The organism is Georgenia sp. G2120, assembly GCF_055326485.1.
In genome coordinates, this window is the sequence record NZ_JBUZNL010000002.1 from 213,312 (window position 1) to 233,299 (window position 19,988).

General features: G+C 72.1%; 14 protein-coding genes. 7 read left to right on the plus strand and 7 right to left on the minus strand.

All coding sequences use genetic code 11. From position 1 onward, the window contains the following. Nucleotides 1-246 precede the first annotated feature (246 nt). The gene (locus ACZLMO_RS03120) at nucleotides 247-675 is read left to right on the plus strand and encodes a GlcG/HbpS family heme-binding protein (protein ID WP_425714631.1); all 429 of its coding nucleotides are present in this window, start codon (nucleotides 247-249) and stop codon (nucleotides 673-675) included. A gap of 19 nt (nucleotides 676-694) precedes the next feature. On the opposite strand, the gene ACZLMO_RS03125 is transcribed toward ACZLMO_RS03120, so the two are convergent. Continuing rightward, on the minus strand, nucleotides 695-1,957 hold the full coding sequence (locus tag ACZLMO_RS03125) for a DUF6986 family protein (protein ID WP_463652808.1): 1,263 nt from the start codon (nucleotides 1,955-1,957) through the stop codon (nucleotides 695-697). Between the two features lie 119 nt (nucleotides 1,958-2,076). Here ACZLMO_RS03125 and ACZLMO_RS03130 point away from each other — a divergent pair, with 119 nt between their 5' ends. Together ACZLMO_RS03130 and ACZLMO_RS03135 are read left to right on the plus strand one after the other, a co-directional pair. Continuing rightward, complete coding sequence (locus tag ACZLMO_RS03130; RefSeq protein ID WP_463652809.1) at nucleotides 2,077-2,832, plus strand: IclR family transcriptional regulator; 756 nt, start codon at nucleotides 2,077-2,079, stop codon at nucleotides 2,830-2,832. A 27-nt stretch (nucleotides 2,833-2,859) separates the two neighbouring features. Beyond that, the gene (locus ACZLMO_RS03135; RefSeq protein WP_463652810.1) at nucleotides 2,860-3,336 is read left to right on the plus strand and encodes a SufE family protein; all 477 of its coding nucleotides are present in this window, start codon (nucleotides 2,860-2,862) and stop codon (nucleotides 3,334-3,336) included. Nucleotides 3,337-3,365: 29 nt separating this feature from the next. Here the strand turns inward: ACZLMO_RS03135 and ACZLMO_RS03140 are convergent, their stop codons facing one another. Then, complete coding sequence (locus tag ACZLMO_RS03140; RefSeq protein WP_425714635.1) at nucleotides 3,366-4,994, minus strand: nucleobase:cation symporter-2 family protein; 1,629 nt, start codon at nucleotides 4,992-4,994, stop codon at nucleotides 3,366-3,368. 46 nt (nucleotides 4,995-5,040) lie between these two features. Next, complete coding sequence (gene pucL / locus ACZLMO_RS03145) at nucleotides 5,041-5,979, minus strand: factor-independent urate hydroxylase (protein ID WP_425714636.1); 939 nt, start codon at nucleotides 5,977-5,979, stop codon at nucleotides 5,041-5,043. 400 nt (nucleotides 5,980-6,379) lie between these two features. Between pucL and ACZLMO_RS03150 the strand changes: the two genes are divergently transcribed. From ACZLMO_RS03150 to ACZLMO_RS03165, 4 genes are all read left to right on the plus strand, one after another. After that, nucleotides 6,380-6,880 carry a nucleoside deaminase gene (locus ACZLMO_RS03150; protein WP_425714637.1) on the plus strand — a complete coding sequence of 167 codons (501 nt, stop codon included), beginning with the start codon at nucleotides 6,380-6,382 and terminating at the stop codon, nucleotides 6,878-6,880. Nucleotides 6,881-7,144: 264 nt separating this feature from the next. Further along, nucleotides 7,145-8,440, plus strand: a complete 1,296-nt coding sequence (gene guaD, locus ACZLMO_RS03155; RefSeq protein ID WP_425714638.1) for a guanine deaminase — start codon at nucleotides 7,145-7,147, stop codon at nucleotides 8,438-8,440. A gap of 75 nt (nucleotides 8,441-8,515) precedes the next feature. Continuing rightward, nucleotides 8,516-10,099 carry an NCS2 family permease gene (locus ACZLMO_RS03160; RefSeq protein WP_425714639.1) on the plus strand — a complete coding sequence of 528 codons (1,584 nt, stop codon included), beginning with the start codon at nucleotides 8,516-8,518 and terminating at the stop codon, nucleotides 10,097-10,099. Between the two features lie 114 nt (nucleotides 10,100-10,213). Further along, nucleotides 10,214-11,566, plus strand: a complete 1,353-nt coding sequence (locus tag ACZLMO_RS03165) for an 8-oxoguanine deaminase (RefSeq protein WP_425714640.1) — start codon at nucleotides 10,214-10,216, stop codon at nucleotides 11,564-11,566. A 268-nt stretch (nucleotides 11,567-11,834) separates the two neighbouring features. Here the strand turns inward: ACZLMO_RS03165 and ACZLMO_RS03170 are convergent, their stop codons facing one another. From ACZLMO_RS03170 to ACZLMO_RS03185, 4 genes are all read right to left on the minus strand, one after another. Continuing rightward, a complete protein-coding gene (locus ACZLMO_RS03170; protein ID WP_463652900.1) occupies nucleotides 11,835-13,592 on the minus strand; it encodes an HNH endonuclease in 1,758 nt (585 codons plus the stop codon). 1,066 nt (nucleotides 13,593-14,658) lie between these two features. Further along, the gene (gene xdhC / locus ACZLMO_RS03175) at nucleotides 14,659-15,621 is read right to left on the minus strand and encodes a xanthine dehydrogenase accessory protein XdhC (protein WP_425714667.1); all 963 of its coding nucleotides are present in this window, start codon (nucleotides 15,619-15,621) and stop codon (nucleotides 14,659-14,661) included. Between the two features lie 13 nt (nucleotides 15,622-15,634). Beyond that, nucleotides 15,635-18,184, minus strand: a complete 2,550-nt coding sequence (gene xdhB / locus ACZLMO_RS03180; protein ID WP_425714642.1) for a xanthine dehydrogenase molybdopterin binding subunit — start codon at nucleotides 18,182-18,184, stop codon at nucleotides 15,635-15,637. Then, on the minus strand, nucleotides 18,181-19,800 hold the full coding sequence (locus ACZLMO_RS03185; RefSeq protein WP_425714643.1) for a xanthine dehydrogenase small subunit: 1,620 nt from the start codon (nucleotides 19,798-19,800) through the stop codon (nucleotides 18,181-18,183). The genes xdhB and ACZLMO_RS03185 overlap by 4 nt, the downstream gene beginning before the upstream one ends. Nucleotides 19,801-19,988: the final 188 nt, after the last annotated feature.

The window sequence follows — 19,988 nt, forward strand, 5'->3', positions numbered from 1 at the left end:
GGCCGCTCCCTTGTGCCCGATCGCCGCCGCTGACATGCTATCCGCAACGCGATAGCGCTTTTCCGTATCGAGGAATCTACCTCGTCTCCCGGCGCCCGGTGAGCGAGCGCCCCAGCTCCTGCCCGAGGCCGCGCAGCGCGCTCGCGCCCTGCCGCACGGACCGACCCGACGCCCGTCCGACCACCCGTCCCGACAACCGACCGACCGGCACTCCCGCCGCTCGATCGCCCATCGAAAGGACCTCCCGTGAGCCTCTCCCTCGACACCGCCCGGACCCTCGTCGCCGGCACCCTCGCGACGGCCGCCGAGCGCGGGCTCAAGCCGCTCGCCGTCGCCGTGCTCGACCAGGCCGGTCTCGTCATCGCGGCCGAGCGTCAGGACGGCACCTCCGCGCGCCGCCTCGACATCGCGCACGGCAAGGGGCACGGCGCCATCGCGCTCGGCATGGGGTCGCGGGCGATCCAGGCACGCGCCGAGCAGCAGCCCTACTTCGTCTCGGCGGCGACCGCCGCGGTGGGCGGCGCGCTCATCCCGGTCGCCGGCGGCGTGCTCGTCAAGGACGCGAACGGCACCGTGCTCGGCGCGATCGGCGTCTCGGGCGACACCTCCGACAACGACGAGGCCGCCGCCGTCGCGGCGATCGAGGCCGCGGGCCTCGTCGCGCAGGTCGACTGACCGGGCGCCCATGCGGCGTCTACCGCCCGGGCCGGCCGGCGAGCGCGTCGACGTCCGCGGCCGAGGCGCCCACGGCCTCCTCGAGCTCCGCCACCGCGATGGCACCGCAGTCGGTGCCGCGCGCGAGAAACCAGGCGAGCGCGCGCGCCGTGGCCGGCTCGTCCATCACGGCCCCCTCCTCGCGCGCGAGGTAGATCCGCAGGCGCTCGGCGGCGGGCAGGAAGCCCTCCCGGTAGTAGGCGTACGTCACGGCGAACCGGCCCGGCAGGTGACCGGGGTGCATGTCCCAGCCCTGGTGGTAGCCCCGCTCGAGGGACCGGCGCACGAGGCGGCCGTGCAGGGACCACGCCGCGCGCACCTGGTCGGCGTCGCCCACCGGCAGCACGTTCGTCGAGCCGTCGGAGAGCCGCACGCCGGTGCCGGCCGCGGCGAGCTGCATGACGGCCTTCGCGTGGTCCGCGGCCGGGTGCTCCATCGACTGGAAGCGCGCGGCGATGCCGAGCGAGGCGGAGTAGTCGTAGGTGCCGTAGTGCAGCCCGGTCACCCGGCCGCCGCCGGCGTGGATCATCCGGGCCACGAGCGCGGTCCCGTCGGAGCCGAGCACGGCCTGCGGCGTCTCGACCTGGATCTCGAACCGCAGGCGTCCCGCCGGCAGGCCGTGCAGGGTCTCGAGCCGCTCGCAGACGAGCACCATCGCCTCGACCTGCTCGACCGAGGTCACCTTCGGCAGCGTGAGAACGAGGCCCGCCGGCAGCTCGCCCGAGCCGGCGAGCTCGCCGAGGAACAGGTCGAGGGTCCGCAGGCCGCGCGCACGCGTCGGGGCCTCGAAGCTCTTGAACCGGATGCCGACGAACGGGGTCGACGTCCCGGAGTCGATCTCGGCGCGCACCGCGCGGGCGGCCGCGAGCGCGTCGTCGTCCTCGGCGTCGCCGTGGTCCCCGTAGCCGTCCTCGAGGTCGATGCGCAGGTCCTCGATCGGCTCGCTCGCGAGCTTCGCCTCGACGAGCGCGCCGACGTCCGCCCGGAGGTCCTCCCGCACGCCGACGGCGTCGAGCAGCGCGGCGGTCCCGCCGCCCTCCTCGAGGACGGCCAGCGCCCGCTCGCCCCACTCCCCCGCGAGGCCCGCGCGGAAGCGGTCCGCCGGGACGTACACGGTGTGCACGGGCTGGCGGGTGCCGTCGTCGCCGGGGTAGGTACGCGCGAGGTGCTCGTCGGCACCGGCGAGCATCGCGTCGACGTCGTCGTACGTGCCGGCGTCGAGGGACGGTCGAGGGCTGGTCATGCGATCGCTCCGATCGTTGGGCCGGTCGGTTCCGGCACGTGGAAGAATGCGTCGGGTCTCGGCTCCGGGTTTGCGCCCGGGCCCCGCACCACCATCCGACCGACGGCGACGAGGGGAACATGATGGCAAGCGGTTCCGGCGTGCAGTCGGTCGACCGGGCGATCGACCTCCTCGAGCTCCTCACGGACCTCGGCGGGAACGCCGCCCTCAGCGAGCTCGCGGCCGCCTCGGAGCTCCCGCTGCCGACGATCCACCGTCTCATGCGGACCATGGTCGACCGCGGGTACGCCCGGCAGCTGGCCTCGCGCCGCTACACCCTGGGCCCCCGCCTCATCCGCCTCGGCGAGAGCGCGGGTCGCCAGCTCGGCGCCGGCGCCCGCCCGCACCTCGAGCGGCTCGCCCGCGAGCTCGGCGAGAGCGCGAACCTCGCGATGATCGACCGCGACATGGCGGTGTACGTGGCGCAGGCGTCGTCCTCGCACTCGATGCGGATGTTCACCGAGGTCGGCCGGCGCGTGTTCTGCCACTGCACGGGCGTGGGAAAGATGGTGCTCTCCGAGCTGCCCGAGCAGACCGTGCGCGAGATCGTCGGCCGGGTCGGGATGCCCGCCGTGACCGAGAAGAGCATCGTCGACATCGACGCCCTCCTCGCCGAGCTCGACCAGGTGCGCGAGCAGGGCTGGGCGATGAACGACGGCGAGCAGGAGCTCGGCGTACGCTGCTTCGCCGTCACGGTGCCGGGCGCCCCCACCCCGACCGCGCTCTCGGTGTCCGGCCCCGAGGCGCGCGTGACCTACGAGTTCGGCGACCGGGCGGTCCCGCTCCTGCGCGAGGTCGCCACGGCCGTCGCCACCGAGCTGCTCCCGTCCGTCTGACGGGTCGGCGGAACGAGGAGGACCCCCATGCCCGACGACGACGCCGCCGCGCTGCGGCCCGCCCTCGCCGAGATCGCCCGCGACCTCGCGGCCCTGGCACCGAGCGACCGGGTCCAGCTCCTCGTCGAGCTCGGGGACGAGCTTCCCGGGCTGCCGCAGCGGCTGGTCGACCACCCCGAGCTGCTCGAGGCGGTGCGGGAGTGCCAGGCCCCCGTGCACGTGCGGGCCGAGGTCGACGGGTCGGGCGAGGACGCGCCGGTGACGGTCCACGTCTCGGCGGCCCCCCAGGCGCCGGTCACGCGCGGCTTCGCGGGGATCGTCGTCGTCGGCCTGGCGGGGGCCACGGCGGGCGAGGTGCTCGCCGTCCCCGCGGACCTGCCCACCCGGCTCGGCCTCGACCAGGTCGTCAGCCCGCTCCGGCTGACCGGGATGGCCGGCCTCCTCGCCCGCGTGCAGCGGCAGGTGGCGGACGCCGCCGGGCTGCACCGGTCGGCCGACGGCTGATCCCGCCCGCCCGACCGACCGGTGCCCGCTCATCGGTTGACGTCGTCCGCGCGCCTGGCCGGTCGCGCGGAGTCCTCGGCGCGGGTGAGGTGCGGCCAGGCGAGGTCTGCGTCGCTCGCCCGGTCGGCCGCCCGGTCGAGCGAGGACGCGGAGCCGGACCGGCGCCCGTGCCCCAGCCTGCGCCGCGCGGAGCGCTCGGCCTGCTCGCGGGCCGCGTGCTCGGCGCGCCGACGACCGTCGAGCTGGGCGAAGTAGGCCGAGCGGCGCTCCTGCTCGTCCTCCGCGATGTTCGCGCGGGCCGTGGACCCGGCCGTGAAGACCGACGGGTCCTTCGACCGGCCCCAGCGGATCTCGTTGAACAGCAGGTTGAGGATGACGGAGACGATCGCCGCGGCGCTGATGCCCGAGTGGAAGATCATGCCGACCCACTCCGGGAACCCGGCGTAGAAGTCCGGCACCGCGATCGGGATGATGCCGAACGCCAGGGACACCGCGACGAGGGTGAGGTTGAGGTTCCCGTCGTACTTGACCTTCGACAGCGTCCGGATGCCCGAGACGGCGACGGAACCGAAGAGGACGATGCCGGCGCCGCCGAGGACCGGGTTGGGGATGGCGGCGACGACCCGGCCGAGCAGCGGCACGAGGCCGACGAGCACGAGCACGCCACCGCCCGCAGCCACCGCGAACCGGCTCTTGATGCCGGTGATCGCCACGAGCCCGACGTTCTGCGCGAAGGCCGTGATCGGGAACGTGTTGAACACGGGAGCGATGAGCGACGCACCCATGTCCGCACGCAGGCCGTCGCCGACCCGTCGGGCGTCGACCTTGGTCTCGACGATCTCACCGACGGCGAGGATGTCCGCCGTCGTCTCGGTCATCGCGATGAAGATGACGACCGTCATCGAGATGATCGCGCCGATCTCGAAGGTCGGTGCGCCGAAGTGGAACGGCGACGGGACGGCGACGACGTCGCCCTCCGGGATGCCCGAGAAGTCGGCCATCCCGACGGCGGCCGCGAAGGCCGTTCCGACGACGAGGCCGATGAGGATCGACAGCCGCGAGAACGTGCCGGTGGTGAACCGGCTGAGCACGAGGATGACGAGCAGCGTGAACATCGCGAGCCCGATGTTCTCCGGGGCACCCCAGCTCGGGCTCCCGTTGCCGCCCATCATCCAGCCGGCGGCCACCGGCAGCAGCGAGATCCCGATCGTCGCGATGATCGTGCCCGTGACGACGGGCGGGAAGAACCGCACCACCTGGGAGAAGAACGACGACACGACCAGACCGATCGCCGCCGCCACGAGGACGGCGCCGAAGATCGTCGTCACGCTGCCCCCGCCGACGACGATGGTGGTCATCGTCGAGACGGAGACGAACGAGACGCCCTGGACGAGCGGGAGCTGGGAGCCGAAGAACGGCAGGCCGATCGTCTGCACCACGGTGCCGAGCCCGCTGACGAACAGGGCGGCCGAGATGAGGATGCCCTGGTCGGTGGCGCTCATGCCGGCCGCCTGGCCGACGATGATCGGCGGCGCGATGACGCCACCGAGCATCGTCAGGACGTGCTGCAACCCGAAGAGGGTCGTCTTGCCGGCTCCGTACGTCTCGTCCTCGGGCCTCTTGCCCTTCTCGACGGCGTCGGCTGTGGTCGTACTCATGTCTCCCGGGCTCCTTCGCTCAGGTGGTGGCGGACGGAGGGGCGGGTCAGCAGAAGCCGGCGGAGGTCGCCCAGGCGCGCGGCTCGGGGGCGACGCCCTCGCGGCGCACCTCGCCCTCGATGAGCCCGTAGGGACGGTCGGCCGCGTAGAAGACCTCGCCCGGGTTGTCGAGCCCGAACGGCTCGAGGTCCACGAGGAAGTGGTGGAGGTTCGGCATGGAGAACTTGATCTCGCCGATCTCGGGGTGCGCCTCGAGCACGCGGCGGCCCATCTCGTACAGGGTCTGCTGCAGCGCGAGGCTGTGCACGTCGGCGAACGTCTCGAGCAGGATCCGGCGGACGTCGTCGTAGACGGCGTTGAAGTCGATCGACGTGTCGAGGTAGCGCCACTTGGCGGTCACCGACGTGGCGAGCACGCGGTCCGTGGTCTCGACCAGCGAGGTGAAGCGGTCGCGCGGGAACCCGTGGAACTCCGAGCCCGTCGACTTGAGGACGGCGAGGTCCTCGATGCCCGCCACCACGAAGGTGTCGGCGCCGTCGCGCTGGACGAGCGCGGTGCGGGTCTCGACGTCGGTGCGGACGAAGGAGTGGTTGTGCTCGCCGTCGGCCGAGTTGTTCGCGAGCGACGTGGGGATGTGCTCCCACGTGTGCTCCTTGACCTGCCAGCGACCGCCGGTGACCCAGTCGAACGAGCTGGTGAAGTGCTCCGCGAGGCGCAGGCCGAAGTCCTCCGGCGAGCCGATGCCGTCGCGCGCGAGGCCGAAGACCGTGTTCTTCTGCGTGTCGGTGGCCACGACCGGGCTGTTGTCGCCCTCGGTGTGCGCCACGGTGAAGTCGCCGCGGAGCTGCGAGGTCACCGAGAGGTCGGTGATGCAGTGCCGCGCCTCCTGGCGGTCGACCTTGACGAGGCGGACCTCCGCCTTGCCGTACTGGTTCTCGCCGAGGACGATGCCGCCGGTCCCGTTCGTGGTGGTGCTCTCGCTCATGCCCAGCTCCCTCGTTGGTCCTGTGCCGTCCGGATGCCGTGTCCTCGCTGCCGGTCCGCGCCTCGCGGGCCTGCGCCGCAGGGGGTGCGGCCATCCACTCTGACGTCCTTGTCGTTTTCATGAGGTGGAATAACTAATCCACCATGCGGCATCAAGTTACGACCGGGCACGGGTCGTGTCAAGAGACGCGTCACGAGGTGCGGGGCGGTGTCGGCGCGCAGAACCCCGTCGCTCACGCTACCCGCGCCGGACGGGCCACGGAGAGGTCGTGGGGTGGCCACGGAGAGGTCGCGGGGTGGCCACGGAGAGGTCGTGGGGTGGCCACGGAGAGGTCGTGGACGATTAGCGTGGCGCGCGGGCATCCTTCGACCCGGCCGCACTCTCGAGCAGGAGCACCACCATGACGACCTCCTCCGTCACACCCCTCCCCGACGACGACGAGCGCCGGCTCCGTGACGTCATCGCCCGCTCGGCGGCGGCGCGGGAGCAGGGACGGCACCCGTTCGCCGCGATCGTCGTCGGGGCCGACGGGACGGTGCTCGGTGAGGCGGTCAACAACTCGTCCGGCCCCGGCGGCGACCCGACGCAGCACGCCGAGCTCCTCGCCGCGGCCGCCGCCGCCCGGTCCGCCGGCCCCGACGGGATGCGCGGCAGCACGCTCTACACGAGCGCTGAGCCGTGCGCGATGTGCGCGGGGGCCGCGTACTGGACCGGGGTCGGTCGCGTCGTCTACGCGCTGAGCGAGTCGCGCCTGCTGACGATCACGGGCTCGCACCCCGAGAACCCGACGCTCGACCTGCCCTGCCGCGAGGTCTTCGCCCGCGGCCAGCGCGAGGTCACGGTCTCGGGCCCGCACCTCGAGGACGAGGCCGCGCAGGCGCACGAGGGGTTCTGGGTGTAGCACCACCCGCCCACCACCTCCCCACTTTCACGGATCGGAACTTCTCTTCCAGAATCTATTGCGCAACTGAGCGAGTCCCGCTAACGTCCCTGCCACCGACGCGTCGTTGTTCACGGCATGGATAACCATCGACGCGCTGCGAGTCCTCAACCGTGCCGAAGCTGCAGCCTCCGCCCTGTGCGATGCCGGCTGCGTCGAGGAGCGTGTGGCGATGACGCCGAGGCCCATCACACCTGTGCGCCGGGACGATGTCCCGGTGCTGTCATGACCATCTACCGCGCCCGGGTGCTCGACACCCCGGGGGACGCCACGAGCATCGGTCGGCCGGTCGATCTGCGGTCGGACGAGGACTGCGCGCTCGTCGTCGTCGGAGGGACGATCGTCGCCCGGACCGACTACGCGACGGCCCGCGCGGACCATCCGGACGACGACGTGGTCGACCTGCGCGACGGCATCCTCCTGCCGGGCATGGTCGACACCCACGTCCACTACCCCCAGGTTCGGGCCATCGGCGGCCTCGGCATGCCGCTGCTCGACTGGCTCGACACCTGCGCCCTGCCCGAGGAGGCCCGCCTCGCCGACCCCGCGTACGCGCAGGAGGTCGCCCGCGACTTCGTCGGTGGCCTCGTCGGTGCCGGCACCACGACCGCGCTCGTCTTCGGCTCCCACTTCGAGGGCGCGGTCGACGCTCTCTTCACGGAGGCCGAGAGCTCGGGGCTGCGCGTGACGTCGGGGCTCGTCGTCTCGGACCGCACGCTGCCCGGCGAGCTGCTGGCGGGCCCCGCCGACAGCCTCGAGGCGGGCCGTCGGCTCGCCGAGCGGTGGCACGGCAAGGGGCGGCTCCGGTACGCGGTCACCCCGCGGTTCGCCCTCTCGACCACCGACGAGATGCTCGCCGCGTGCGGGGAGCTGCTCGACGACGACCTGTGGTTCACCACCCACGTCAACGAGAACGTGCAGGAGATCGCCGACGTCCGTGAGCTGTTCCCGGACGCCCGGCACTACGTCGACACCTACGACCGGCACGGGCTCATCAACGAGCGGTCGGTGTTCGCCCACAACGTGCACCCGACCGAGCACGGGCTCGAGGTGCTCGGCGCCGCGGGGGCCGCCGTCGCGCACTGCCCCACCTCCAACGCGGCCCTCGGCAGCGGCCTCTTCCCCCTGCGCGACCACCTCGACGCCGGGGTGACCGTGGCGCTGGGTTCCGACGTCGGGGCCGGGACGGGTTTCAGCCTGCTCAAGGAGGGGCTGCAGGCCTACTTCGCGCAGCAGCTGCGCCCCGACGGCGTGCCGCTCGGCGCGCCCGACCTCCTCCACCTCGCCACGCGATCGGGCGCCACGGCGCTCGGGCTCGACGAGACGGTGGGCGACCTCTCGGTCGGCAAGCAGTTCGACGCCGTGCTGCTGCGCCCCGGCCCGCGCGGGTCGCTGCGCACCTCCCTGCGGCACGCGGCCGACCCTGCCGACGCGCTCGCCACGATCTTCGCCCTCGGCACTCCCGCCGACATCGACACCGTGTGGATCGGCGGCGACGTCGCCGCCCTCCCCCACGACTGAGCGAGGGACAGGCCCTCGCACAACCACCGCACGTCCGCAGTCCTCAGCGCGACACGAACGCCCATGGAGGCCGGCATGACCAGCAAGGACGACAAGCACGACCGCAGGACCCGCAGCGCCACCGGCACGCACCCGGAGTCACCGACGACGACGGACGCGAGCCCCGACGACGTTGAAGGCACGGCCCACGCCGCGAGACCGGCCGACGGCGCGGCCCACGCCGCGAGACCGGCCGACGACGCGGGCACGGCGACCGAGGCCGGCGCCACCGCCCGCCCCGCGGATACGGACAGCGCCACCCCCGCACCCAAGAACTGGTTCGACAAGTGGTTCGGGATCACCGCGGCGGGGTCCTCGATCCCCCGGGAGCTCCGCGCGGGTCTCGTCACGTTCCTCACGATGAGCTACATCCTCTTCGTCAACCCCGAGGTGCTCGGCGCGGCGATCGACGTGCCGAACGGCCAGGTCCAGCTCCTCATGACGACCGCGATGGCGGCCGCCATCGGCTGTCTCCTCATGGGCGTCATCGCCCGGTACCCGTTCGCCCAGGCACCGGGCATGGGGCTCAACGCCTTCTTCTCCTTCACCGTGGTGCTGGGCATGGGGGTCGAGTGGCAGACCGCCCTCGGGGCCGTGTTCATCTCCGGCATCCTCTTCGTCGTCCTCAGCGTCATCGGTGCCCGCAAGGCGATCGTCATGGCGATCCCCATGAGCATCAAGCTGGCGATCATGGCCGGCATCGGCTGCTTCCTCGCCTTCCTCGGCCTGCGCAACGCCGGGCTCGTGGTCACGGACGAGGCCACGCTCGTCACTCTCGGCGACCTCACGGCACCGGACGCGTGGATCGCCGTCGTCGGGCTCCTCGTCACGGCCGTGCTGCTGCAGCTGCGGATCAAGGGCGCGCTCCTGTGGGGCATCATCGCCTCCGCGATCATCGCCATCGTCAGCCGCGCCGAGGTCTACACCGGAGCCGACGGCAGCCCCGCGGCGTTCGGCGGCTTCTCCGACGGCATCATCGCCGCACCGGTGTGGCCCTCCGACCTCGTGGGACAGCTCGACATCGCCGGCGCCATCGGGATCGGCCTGTTCAGCGTCGTGTTCACGTTCTTCTTCGTCGACTTCTTCGACGCGACCGGGACCCTCACCGGCCTCGCGCAGAAGTCCGGGCACCTCTCGGAGAGCGGCGACATGCCGCGGGCCAAGACGGCCTTCTCGATGGACGGACTGGCCACGATGGTCGGCGCCACGCTCGGCACCTCGACCGTCAGCGCCTACGTCGAGAGCGCGTCCGGCATCCAGGACGGCGGGCGCACCGGCGTCAGCTCGTCGTTCACAGGAATCCTGTTCGCCGTCTCGATGGTGCTGTGGCCCGTCATGGGCGCCGTCCCCGGCGCCGCGACGGCACCGATCCTCATCCTCGTCGGCGCGATGATGATGGACGGGATCCGGCACATCGACTGGGACGAGATCGCCGAGGGCGTGCCCTCGTTCCTCACGATCATCGTCATGCCGCTGACCTTCTCGATCGCCAACGGCGTGAGCATCGGCGTCATCAGCTACTGCGCGATCCAGATGTTCACGGGCGGGATCCGCAAGGTCCACCCCGTGCTCTACATCGTCGCCATCCTGCTCGCCGTCAGATACATCTTCTTCGTGTAAGCGCCGGTGCCCCGGCAGGAGCACCGCGCTCCGGCCGGCGCACCGTTGACCAGCCCTGCCGCCCTCGGACCCTCACCGTCGCTGCCACTGCCACTACTTCACCCCGGAGTCACCATGACCGTCTGGCTCAAGAACCCGCTCGCCATCCACACCGGCACGTCCGACGACACCGGGGGCGGCCTCGTCATCGACCCGGAGGCCGGGACCGTCGTCGAGCTGGTCCCCACCGGAGGTTCGCCGTCGTCGGCACCGGGAACTGTGGTGGATGCCGGGTCGCACGTCGTGGTGCCGGGTCTCGTCAACACCCATCACCACTTCTACCAGACCCTCACGAGGGCCTGGGCGCCGGTCGCCGACGTCCCGCTGTTCCCGTGGCTCGTCAACCTCTACCCCGTGTGGGCGCGGCTGCACCCGCGTGCCCTCGAGCTCGCGACGACGGTGGCGATGGCCGAGCTCCTGCGCTCCGGGTGCACGACGGCGGCCGACCACCACTACATCTTCCCGGGCGGGCTCGAGGACGCGGTCGACATCCAGGTCGGCGTCACGCGCCGGCTCGGCATGCGCGCCACGCTCACGCGTGGGTCGATGACGCTCGGGAAGGAGGACGGCGGGCTGCCTCCGCAGTCCGTCGTCGAGGATCCCGACACGATCCTCGCGGACTCCCAGCGGCTCATCGACACCCACCACGAGCGCGGGGACGGCGCCCAGGTGCAGATCGCGCTCGCGCCCTGCTCCCCGTTCTCGGTGACGACGTCGATCATGCGGGACAGCGCCGAGCTCGCCGAGCGCAACGACGTCCGCCTGCACACCCACCTGGCCGAGACCGACGACGAGCAGGACTTCTGCCTCGAGCGGTTCGGCATGCGCACCGTGGACTACCTCGAGTCGGTCGGGTGGCTGACGGATCGGACGTGGCTCGCGCACGGGATCCACTTCGACGACGACGAGATCGCCCGGCTCGGCGGCGCCGGGACCGCCGTGGCGCACTGCCCGTCGTCGAACATGCGGCTCGCGTCCGGGGTCTGCCGCGGCGTCGAGCTCGAGGACGCCGGCGTCCCGCTCGGGGTCGGGGTCGACGGGTCGGCGTCCAACGACGGGTCCAACATGATCACCGAGGTCCGCCAGGCCATGTATCTGCAGCGGTTGCAGTACGGGGCCGAGAAGGTGACGGTGCGCCGGGCCATCGACTGGGCCACGCAGGGGTCGGCCCGCGCGCTCGGGCGCACCGACATCGGTGTGCTCGCGCCCGGCAAGCAGGCGGATCTCGCCATGTTCCGGCAGGACGACCTCCAGTTCTCCGGGAGCCACGACCCGCTGTCCGCACTCCTGCTGTGCGGGACCGAGCGGGCCGACCGGGTGATGGTCGGTGGACAGTGGCGCGTCGAGGACGGTCAGGTGCTCGGGCTCGACGTCGCCGAGCTGGTCGCCGAGCACTCCGCTGTTGCGAAGAAGCTGGTCGCGGGCTGAGTAGCGCACAGGCTGAGGAACGCACAGGTTGTCCAGCAGCGGAACAGCGAGGCATCGGGGCAGCCGCCCTCCACCACCAGACCACCGGGCTCGACCGCCACCACCACCGCCGGCTGCCCCGCACGCGTCGCTGCCACAGCTCGAACGGTGAGATCTGTGCCCAGGATTCTTCGAGCTCGGCCTCGGGCGCGAGTAATCAGTAGTCAGTAGTCAGAAGTCAGCCCGTCGGAATGGGGCCACGTTCGTCGTGGGGCGCGAGCAGTCATCCCTATGCGTAGGGATCGTCGAGCTCGTCGCAGGGGTCGGCATCTGGTGGCGGATCGCCGCCCTCCGCCGCGGACCCTCGCCGCGTTCTCGGCCGCCTGTCGTTCCCGGCGCCGTTCCTGTTGAGCGATACGCCTTCGGGAGGTGGCCCGGGATCTGCCAGGTGTGTCGGGGCGGCGACGTACGTGTGGCCCGTCGGGGTCGTGACCGTCAGGGACGTCGCGTCAGCCTGATGGGTCCAGCCCGCCTGCTCCTTGATGAGATTGCATCTCTTGCACAGCCCTGACGCGTTCTCGAACCTCGTCTGCCCACCGTCGGCCCACCGCATCGCGTGGTCGATGTCGCGGATCGGTGCCCCGCACCACGGGTTGCGACAGTCGTCGTCCCGAAGCAGAACCATCCGTCGCAACCTGTTGCTGAAGGTGCGAGACCGGGCATCCATCTTCGTGATCAGCCCGGTGGTCGGCTCGGTCCAGATCCGCCGGAGCTCGACGTCGTTGGCCTGCGTCTCGTTGAGCATGCCGCGAGCCACGAACGCGGGGATCGGCCCCTGGCCAGGCACCCACGCCGGGTCGTCCCCGCCGAGCAGGGTCTCGTCCGTCATCACCAGCGTGAGGTCGACATCCCGGGGTTCGGAGAGCCCGACGCCCGTCACGCGTTCGACGAACAGGTCCGCCACCAGCTGCGAACGCGACCTGCCATCCGCGCCGACCGGCCGACCGACCGACGCGAGGTCAGCGGCAGGCCCAGAGCCAGAGGGGCCGCCGGGACCGGAGGCAGAACCAGAAACGTCGGGAGGCGCGGATGCTGAGGAAGAAGAGAGCACGGCGCCTGGCTCGATGTGGCCAAGCGTCGTGATCTCCCCCGTGGTCAGGTTGATCGAGGCGCTCGGCTCAACCTTGGCCGCATCCGTCGGGAACGTCTCGACGGCGGAACCATCACCGTTGCCGTTGCCGTTGCCGTTGCCGTTGCCGTTGCCGTTGCCGTTGCCGTTGCCGTTGCCGATCATCCCGGCGCTCGCTGCATTCCCTGTGAGAATCCGGTCGGCCTCGTCCATGAGCGAGTCGTAGACGCGCCGCGCCTGGGAGACCGGGAGATGGGCGGTGAGGAAGCACATCCCCGGCTCGGTCGCAGGCCGAATCGTCACCCGCCGCGTCTTCTCGGCCTCCGTGGCACGGCGCGTCGCGGCCTCCGCGTCGAGCCGCTGGGCGATCCGCTTGGCCCGGTGGGAGACCTGCCGATCGCTCAGTCCGCCCAGGACCGGCGCGAGCTCCTCGTCCACCGTCCGGCGATCGGCCTGACCGAGCTCACGCACCTCGTTGACGAGGAGGTGAGCCCGCGACTCCGACAGCTCGCCGGACTCCATGAGGTCCAGGGCGTAGGGCATGTCGCGCACGACGACCTGAGCCGCGGACAGCCGACGCTGGCCCGACGACGCGGACTCGCGCCGGGCAAGCGCGATCTCGTCCGCGACACCGATCCCCTGGCGGGCCTTCGGCACCCCGTTGATGCCTTCGCGGGTGCATCGCAGGACGTCGAACATGGCCGTCGCTCGCATCTGGGCCGCTGCTGCCGCGGACTTGAGGCCTTCGGCTGCGGCGATGATGTCGATCGCGTCCGGTTCGGCCGTGACCTGGATGTCCGCCAGAGCCTCGGTCACGAAGCGCATGCCTTCGGCCGTCTTCAGGACGTGCCTGATCATGTCTCGCTCCACGTCCGCCCAGAACCTGGTCTCCACCGTCTTCACCCCCGCCCGCCACATCGCGGCCACTCGCATCGAACTGTCGTTCGATTGGCTCTCAGTTTATCGCGACGGATGGTGATCAAACAAGACCAATCGACATATCTGTGGACGCACAGGCATCAGATGTACCTGTGGACCCGGGTCGATGCGGACGGCGTCACGGACACGGGCGACTCAGCAGGGCTTCCGCTCGGGGCCCGGCTCGGTCGCCGGACGACTCTGTGACCTGGTGACGCGCTGACTCGGTGACGCACAGCGTCACTGAGGGGTGACTCGGCGACTCGGTGACTCGGTAACTCGCAGCGTCGTTGGGGGGGTGACTCGGCGCCCCGGTCACCCGGTGACCCGGTCACCCGGTCACCCGGTCACCCGGTGACCCGGTGAGCCTGTGAGCCTGTGAGCCTGTGAGCCGGTGACGCGCAACGCCGGTGGGCGTGGCAGGGCGGTCGGCGACCGCGCGGAACGGCGCTCCTGCCGGGCGCGCGGTCCATATGGGCGTGCGGCCCAGACGGACGGTAGCGCCGGCAGTAGGCAGCACCTGCGCAAGTGGTCGAGCAGCGCCTGCACGAGCAGAGGGCAGCACCGGCGGGAGGACGCACACGTCGACGAGCGCGACGAGCCCGACGAGGGACGAGGAGGGACGACGAGGGACGAGGAGGGACGACGAGCGCGACGAGCGCGACGAGCCCGACGAGGGACGAGGAGGGACGACGAGGGACGAGGAGGGACGACGAGCGCGACGAGCGCGACGAGCGCGACGAGCGCGACGAGCGCGATCGCACCACAGCTCACCGAGGCAGCCACGAGCCGGGACGAGCCCGTCGGGTCCGATCGGGACCGCAGATCTCGGCCTGTCCGCGTCGCTGACGGCCACCGCTCAACGGCGCACGCGGAACTGCGTGGAGCACGACCGGCACCGTCGGACGACAGGCGGGTGCCGGGCGGGGCGCGGCGCCGGTGTTCAGGGTGCGGTGTGCGTCGTGCCGCGCGCGGCGGCCGGGCGCGGGGGCAGTGCCCCAAGCGCACCGCCGCGAGGCAGCCTGACCGAGCAGTCGGTGCGAGCTCCCCGGACCAGGTGCGAAAGTCAGCGCGCCGGTTCGGCACCCACCACGCGGCCGACACGAGCGCCGGCAGCACCAGCACCAGCACCGGCACCAGCACCAGCACCAGCACCAGCACCAGCACCAGCCTGCGCCCCGGCCGACGACCACTCGGACGGCACGACCGTCCCACTCCCCCAGCCGCGCGCGATCTCGGCGCCCTCGAGGATCTGCACGAGCGACGCGGCAGCACTGATCGCGATCACCTCGGGAGTCTTCCCTGTGATCCCGGGAATCCCGACGGGGCTGTGGATCGACTCGATGGCCTCACCGGAATGCCCGGCGTCGGCGAGGCGCTTGCGGAACCGCAGCCACTTGGCGCGCGACCCGATGAGGCCCACGCTCCCGAGGTCGCCGCGAGTGATCGCGGCGTCGCAGAGGAACAGGTCCTCGGAGTGGTCGTGGCTCATGATCATCACGTGGGTGCGGGCGGGCAGCCCGCGCAGGACCACCTCGGGCGCGGGCGCGTGGTGCCGGTGCACGGTGGCGTTCCCGACGACGTCGGCGAGCCGCTCGGCGTCGACCATCTCCGCCCGGCTGTCCACCAGGTGGAGCGAGATCGGCAGCCGCGCGAGGATCCGACCCAGCTCGAGCCCGACGTGCCCGAGCCCGAACACGGCGATCGACGGCCGCGCACCGAACGGTTCGAGCAGCACCGTGACGTCGCCGCCGCAGCACTGCGTGCCGTGCGTGTTGTCGGCGTGCTCGTTGAGCCCGAACGACATCTGCTCCGGCGACGTCCCACCCTCGACGATCACCGCGCGCGCACGCTCGACGACGCTCGCCTCGAGGTTCCCCCCACCGACGCTCCCCCACGTCTCGTCGGCGCCGACCACCATCTTCGCCCCGGCCTCCCGCGGCGCGTGGCCGCGCACGGTGAGGACGGTGGCGAGCACGCCCGGACGCGACTCCTCACGGAGGCGCTGCAGGGCGGCGAGCCAGTCCATCACGCCACCACCGTCAGGTCCCGGAGACGGGCACCGGCGACGAGGGCCGGTGTTCGGCGTCGGAGGGGCTGGTCGCAGCACCGTTCGACGCCGATCCGTTCACGACGTCGCCGCCGTGGTGCACGCCGGCCGTGGCGGGCGAGTCGGGAATGCCCACGACGTCGGACACCCCGCCGTCGGACCCGGTCTCCGCCCCCTCGGCACCAGCACCCTCAGCACGAGCATCGGCATCCCCCGGCGACCGCACGGACTCGATCGCCCAGTACACCGCCTCCGGCGTGGCCGGGCTCGCCAGCTTGACCTCGGTGCCCGGCTCGCCGAACGCCGCGACGGCGGTGCGCAGCGCCTCGCGCACCGCGAAGGCGAGCAGCAGCGGCGGCTCGCCGACGGCCTTCGAGCCGTAGACGACGCCGGTCTCCTCCGCCCGCTCGAGGAAGTGGACGTTGAGCTCCTCCGGCATCTCCGAGAAGCTCGGCAGCTTGTAGGTGCTCGCCGCCTGGGTGGCGAGGCGCCCGCGCCGCTCGGTGTCGGACTGGTCCCAGACGAGCTCCTCCTGGGTCAGCCAGCCGACACCCTGGACGTACCCGCCCTCGACCTGCCCGACGTCGACGAGCGGCGAGAGGCTGTCCCCGACGTCGTGGACGATGTCGGTGCGCAGGAACCGGTAGGCACCCGTGAAGCCGTCGACCTCGACCTCGGACACCGCGACGCCGTAGGCGAAGTAGCGGAACGGCTCGCCCTGGAACGTCTTGGCGTTCCAGTGCAGCCCGGGCGTGCGGAAGTACCCGGCGGCGAACAGCGGCACCCGCTGGAAGTAGGCCTTGTGCGCGAGCTGAGCGAACGTCAGCTCGGCGTCCGCGCGCCCGAGCGCGGTCACGGTGCCCCCGGAGAACCTCACGTCCTCGGGGTGGCAGTTGAACTCCCGCGCCGCCACGTCGGCCATGTTGCCGCGGATCTGGTCGCAGGCGTTCTTCACGGCGCCGCCGTTGAGGTCGGCGCCGGTGCTGGCCGCCGTCGCGGACGTGTTGGGCACCTTGTCGGTCCGGGTGGGCGCGAGCCGCACGTCCGCGAGCTCGACCCCGAGGGCCGTGGCCGCGACCTGCCGCATCTTCGTGTGCAGGCCCTGCCCCATCTCCGTGCCGCCGTGGTTGATGAGGACGGACCCGTCCTTGTACACGTGCACGAGCGCGCCGGCCTGGTTGAACGCCGTGAGGTTGAACGAGATGCCGAACTTCACGGGCGTCATCGCGATCGCCCGCTTCGTGTGCCGGTGGCTCGCGTTGAACTCCTCGACCCGGCGCGTGCGCTCGGCGTGGTCCGACGAGTCGAGCGCCTGCTGCCACAGCGCCTCGAGCCGCTCCGCGTGCCGCACGGGCATGAGGTACGGCGTCGAGTCGCCCGGCCGGTAGAAGTTCCGCCGGCGCAGCTCACCCGGCTCGATGCCGAGCAGGGGTGCGCACCGCCCGAGGATGTCCTCCATCACGAGTGCGCCCTGCGGGCCGCCGAACCCGCGGAAGGCCGTGTTCGACGTCTTGTGCGTCTGGGCGATCCGGCCGCGGATCCGCGCGTCGGGGATGAAGTACGCGTTGTCGATGTGGCACAGCGCGCGGGCGAGGACGGGCTCGGACAGGTCGAGCGACCAGCCGCCGTCGGCCGTCAGGGTGGCGTCGAGACCGACGATCCGTCCGTCGTCGTCGAACCCGATCTCCCACGAGGCGTGGAAGCCGTGCCGCTTGCCGGTCATCGTCAGGTCCTGGGTGCGGTTGTAGCGCACGCGGACCGGCCGACCCGTGAGGACGGCACCGAGGGCGGCGACCGCGGCCGGCCCGTTCGCCTGCGCCTCCTTGCCGCCGAACCCGCCGCCCATCCGCAGGCTCTGCACGGTCACCGCGTGGTTGTGGAGCCCGAGGACGTGGGCGATGATCTCCTGCGTCTCAGAGGGGTGCTGGGTCGAGGACTGGACGAAGACCTGTCCGCCCTCGTCGACCGTGGCCAGCGCCGCCTGGGTCTCGAGGTAGAAGTGCTCCTGGCCGGCGAACTCGAACTCGCCGGAGAACCGGTGGGTGGCGCCCGCGAGCGCGGAGGAGGCGTCGCCCCGGTCGATCATCGGCTGCGAGCCCTGGAAGGACTCCTGCTCGATGGCCTCCGTGAGGGTGAGGATCGACGGCAGCGGCTCGTACTCGACCTCGACGGCCTCGGCACCGAGCCGGGCGGCCTCGAGGCTCTCGCCGAGCACCCACGCCACCGCGTGGCCGTACTGCATGACCTCCGGCGGGAACAGCGGCTCGTCGGCCTTGGTCCCGGCGTCGTTGACGCCGGGGACGTCCGCGGAGGTGAGCACGCGGACGACGCCCTCCACGTCGTACGCCGGCTCCGGCCGCAGCGACACGATGCGCGCGTGGGCGTGCGGCGCCTGGACCGGCCAGGCGTGGAGGACCCCCAGGGTCCGCACCGTGAGGTCGTCGGTGTACAGGGCGGTGCCCGTGACGTGCAGGCCGGCGCTCTCGTGCGGGACGCTGCGTCCGACGATCGGGTTGACGGGACGCTCGGACAGGGCGCTCATCGGGCCACCTCCAGGACCTCGGACGGGCTGTTCTCCACGTAGAAGCGGCACAGGGCCTGACCGAGCATCGCGCTGCGGTAGCGCGAGCTCGCCCGGTGGTCGTCCATCGGGGTGCCCTCGCCGGACATGACCTCGGCGGCCGCGGACACGGTCTCCTCGGTCCACGGGCGGCCGCGCAGGGCCTCCTCGGTGGCGAGCGCGCGCACCGGCGTGGCGGCGATCCCGCCGACGCCGATGCGGATGTCGGCCACGACCCCGTCCTCGATCCGGGCGGCGATCGCGACGGCCACGCTCGAGATGTCGTCGAACCGGCGCTTGGCGATCTTGTAGAACGCGGTGGTCGGGGCGAGCGGCAGCGGGATCCGCACCGCCCTGATGATCTCGCCGGGCTCGCGCACCGTCTGGCGGTAGCCCGTGAAGTACCCCGCGAGGTCGACCTCCCGCTCGCCGTCGCGCGAGGCGAGGACGAGGGAGGCGCCGAGCGCGAGCAGCGCCGGCGGTGCGTCGCCGATGGGCGAGCCTGTGCCGAGGTTGCCGCCGAACGTGGCGCCGTTGCGGATCAGGCGCGAGGCGAACTGCGGGAACAGCTCGGCGAGCAGGGGGATCTCGCCGTCGAGCGTGCGCTCGATCTCCGAGAGCGTGAGCGCGGCGCCGATCTCGACGTGGTCCTCGGCGCGCGTGAGGGTGCGCAGCTCGGGCAGGCGGTCGATCGCCAGCAGCACCGGCGGACGCGTGTGCCGGATGTTGAGCTCGACACCGAGGTCGGTCGCACCAGCGACGATCTGCGCGTCGGGCTGCTCGGCGAGGCGGTCGAGGAGCTCCGCGAGGGTGGCGGGGCGGACGAACTCCGCCTCGCCGTGCGCGTAGGAGGTGGGGCGGGCGTCCGGACCGGCGGACTCGGCGCGACGTGCCAGCGGGTCCTCGGGGGCCGGGGAGCCCAGCGCGTACGCGGCGTCCCGGATCGGGCGGTAGCCGGTGCAACGACAGAGGTTGCCGGACAGGGAGTGGAGGTCGAAGCCGTTCGGGCCGACCTCGTGCGCGTGGGCGTCGCTCGCGTCGACGTCGAGGACCGAGGTGTCGACCACCGTGGAGGCACCCTCAGGCGTCGCGTCGGTGACGGTGCCGTCCGGGCTGGCGGTGCCGTCCGGGCTCGCGGTGCCGTCCGGGCTGGCGGTGCCGTCCGGGACGACGGCCCCCGACGACGACACCCCCGCCCGCTCGGGCCGGTAGTACTCCGCCGCCATCGAGCAGATGAAGCCGGGCGTGCAGTAGCCGCACTGGGAACCGCCGCGGTCGGCCATCTCGCGCTGGACGGGGTGGAGGTCCTCCACCGCGCAGGCCCCGGGCGCCGTGCCGAAGCCCTCGCTCGTGACGATCTCCTGGCCGTCGAAGGCGAGGGCCGGGGGCAGGCAGGCGTTGACGGAGGTCCACCGCGACCGCCCCTCGCCGTCGGGCCGTGCCACGAGGACCGCGCAGGCGCCGCACTCACCCTCGGCGCAGCCCTCCTTGGCGCCGGTCAGCCCGAGCGAGCGCAACCAGTCGAGGAGGTTCGTGTGGACGGGGGCACCGGAGATCTCCCGGTCCTCACCGTTGACGTTCACCGTGATGCGGGCCATTGCTCACTTCCCTGTCGAGCTCGACGTGCAGTCGTGGGGCGGTTCGCGCGTCCCCGACCCCTTGGGTCGATGCGTCCACCGTCCGGGCCCCCACGGCAACCCCGGCGTGTGCGGACATTCTACGCGGAGACTCCGCGGTCGGGCAATATTTCGGAAGAGTTCTCTCGCATCGTGAAGTTCACGACGAC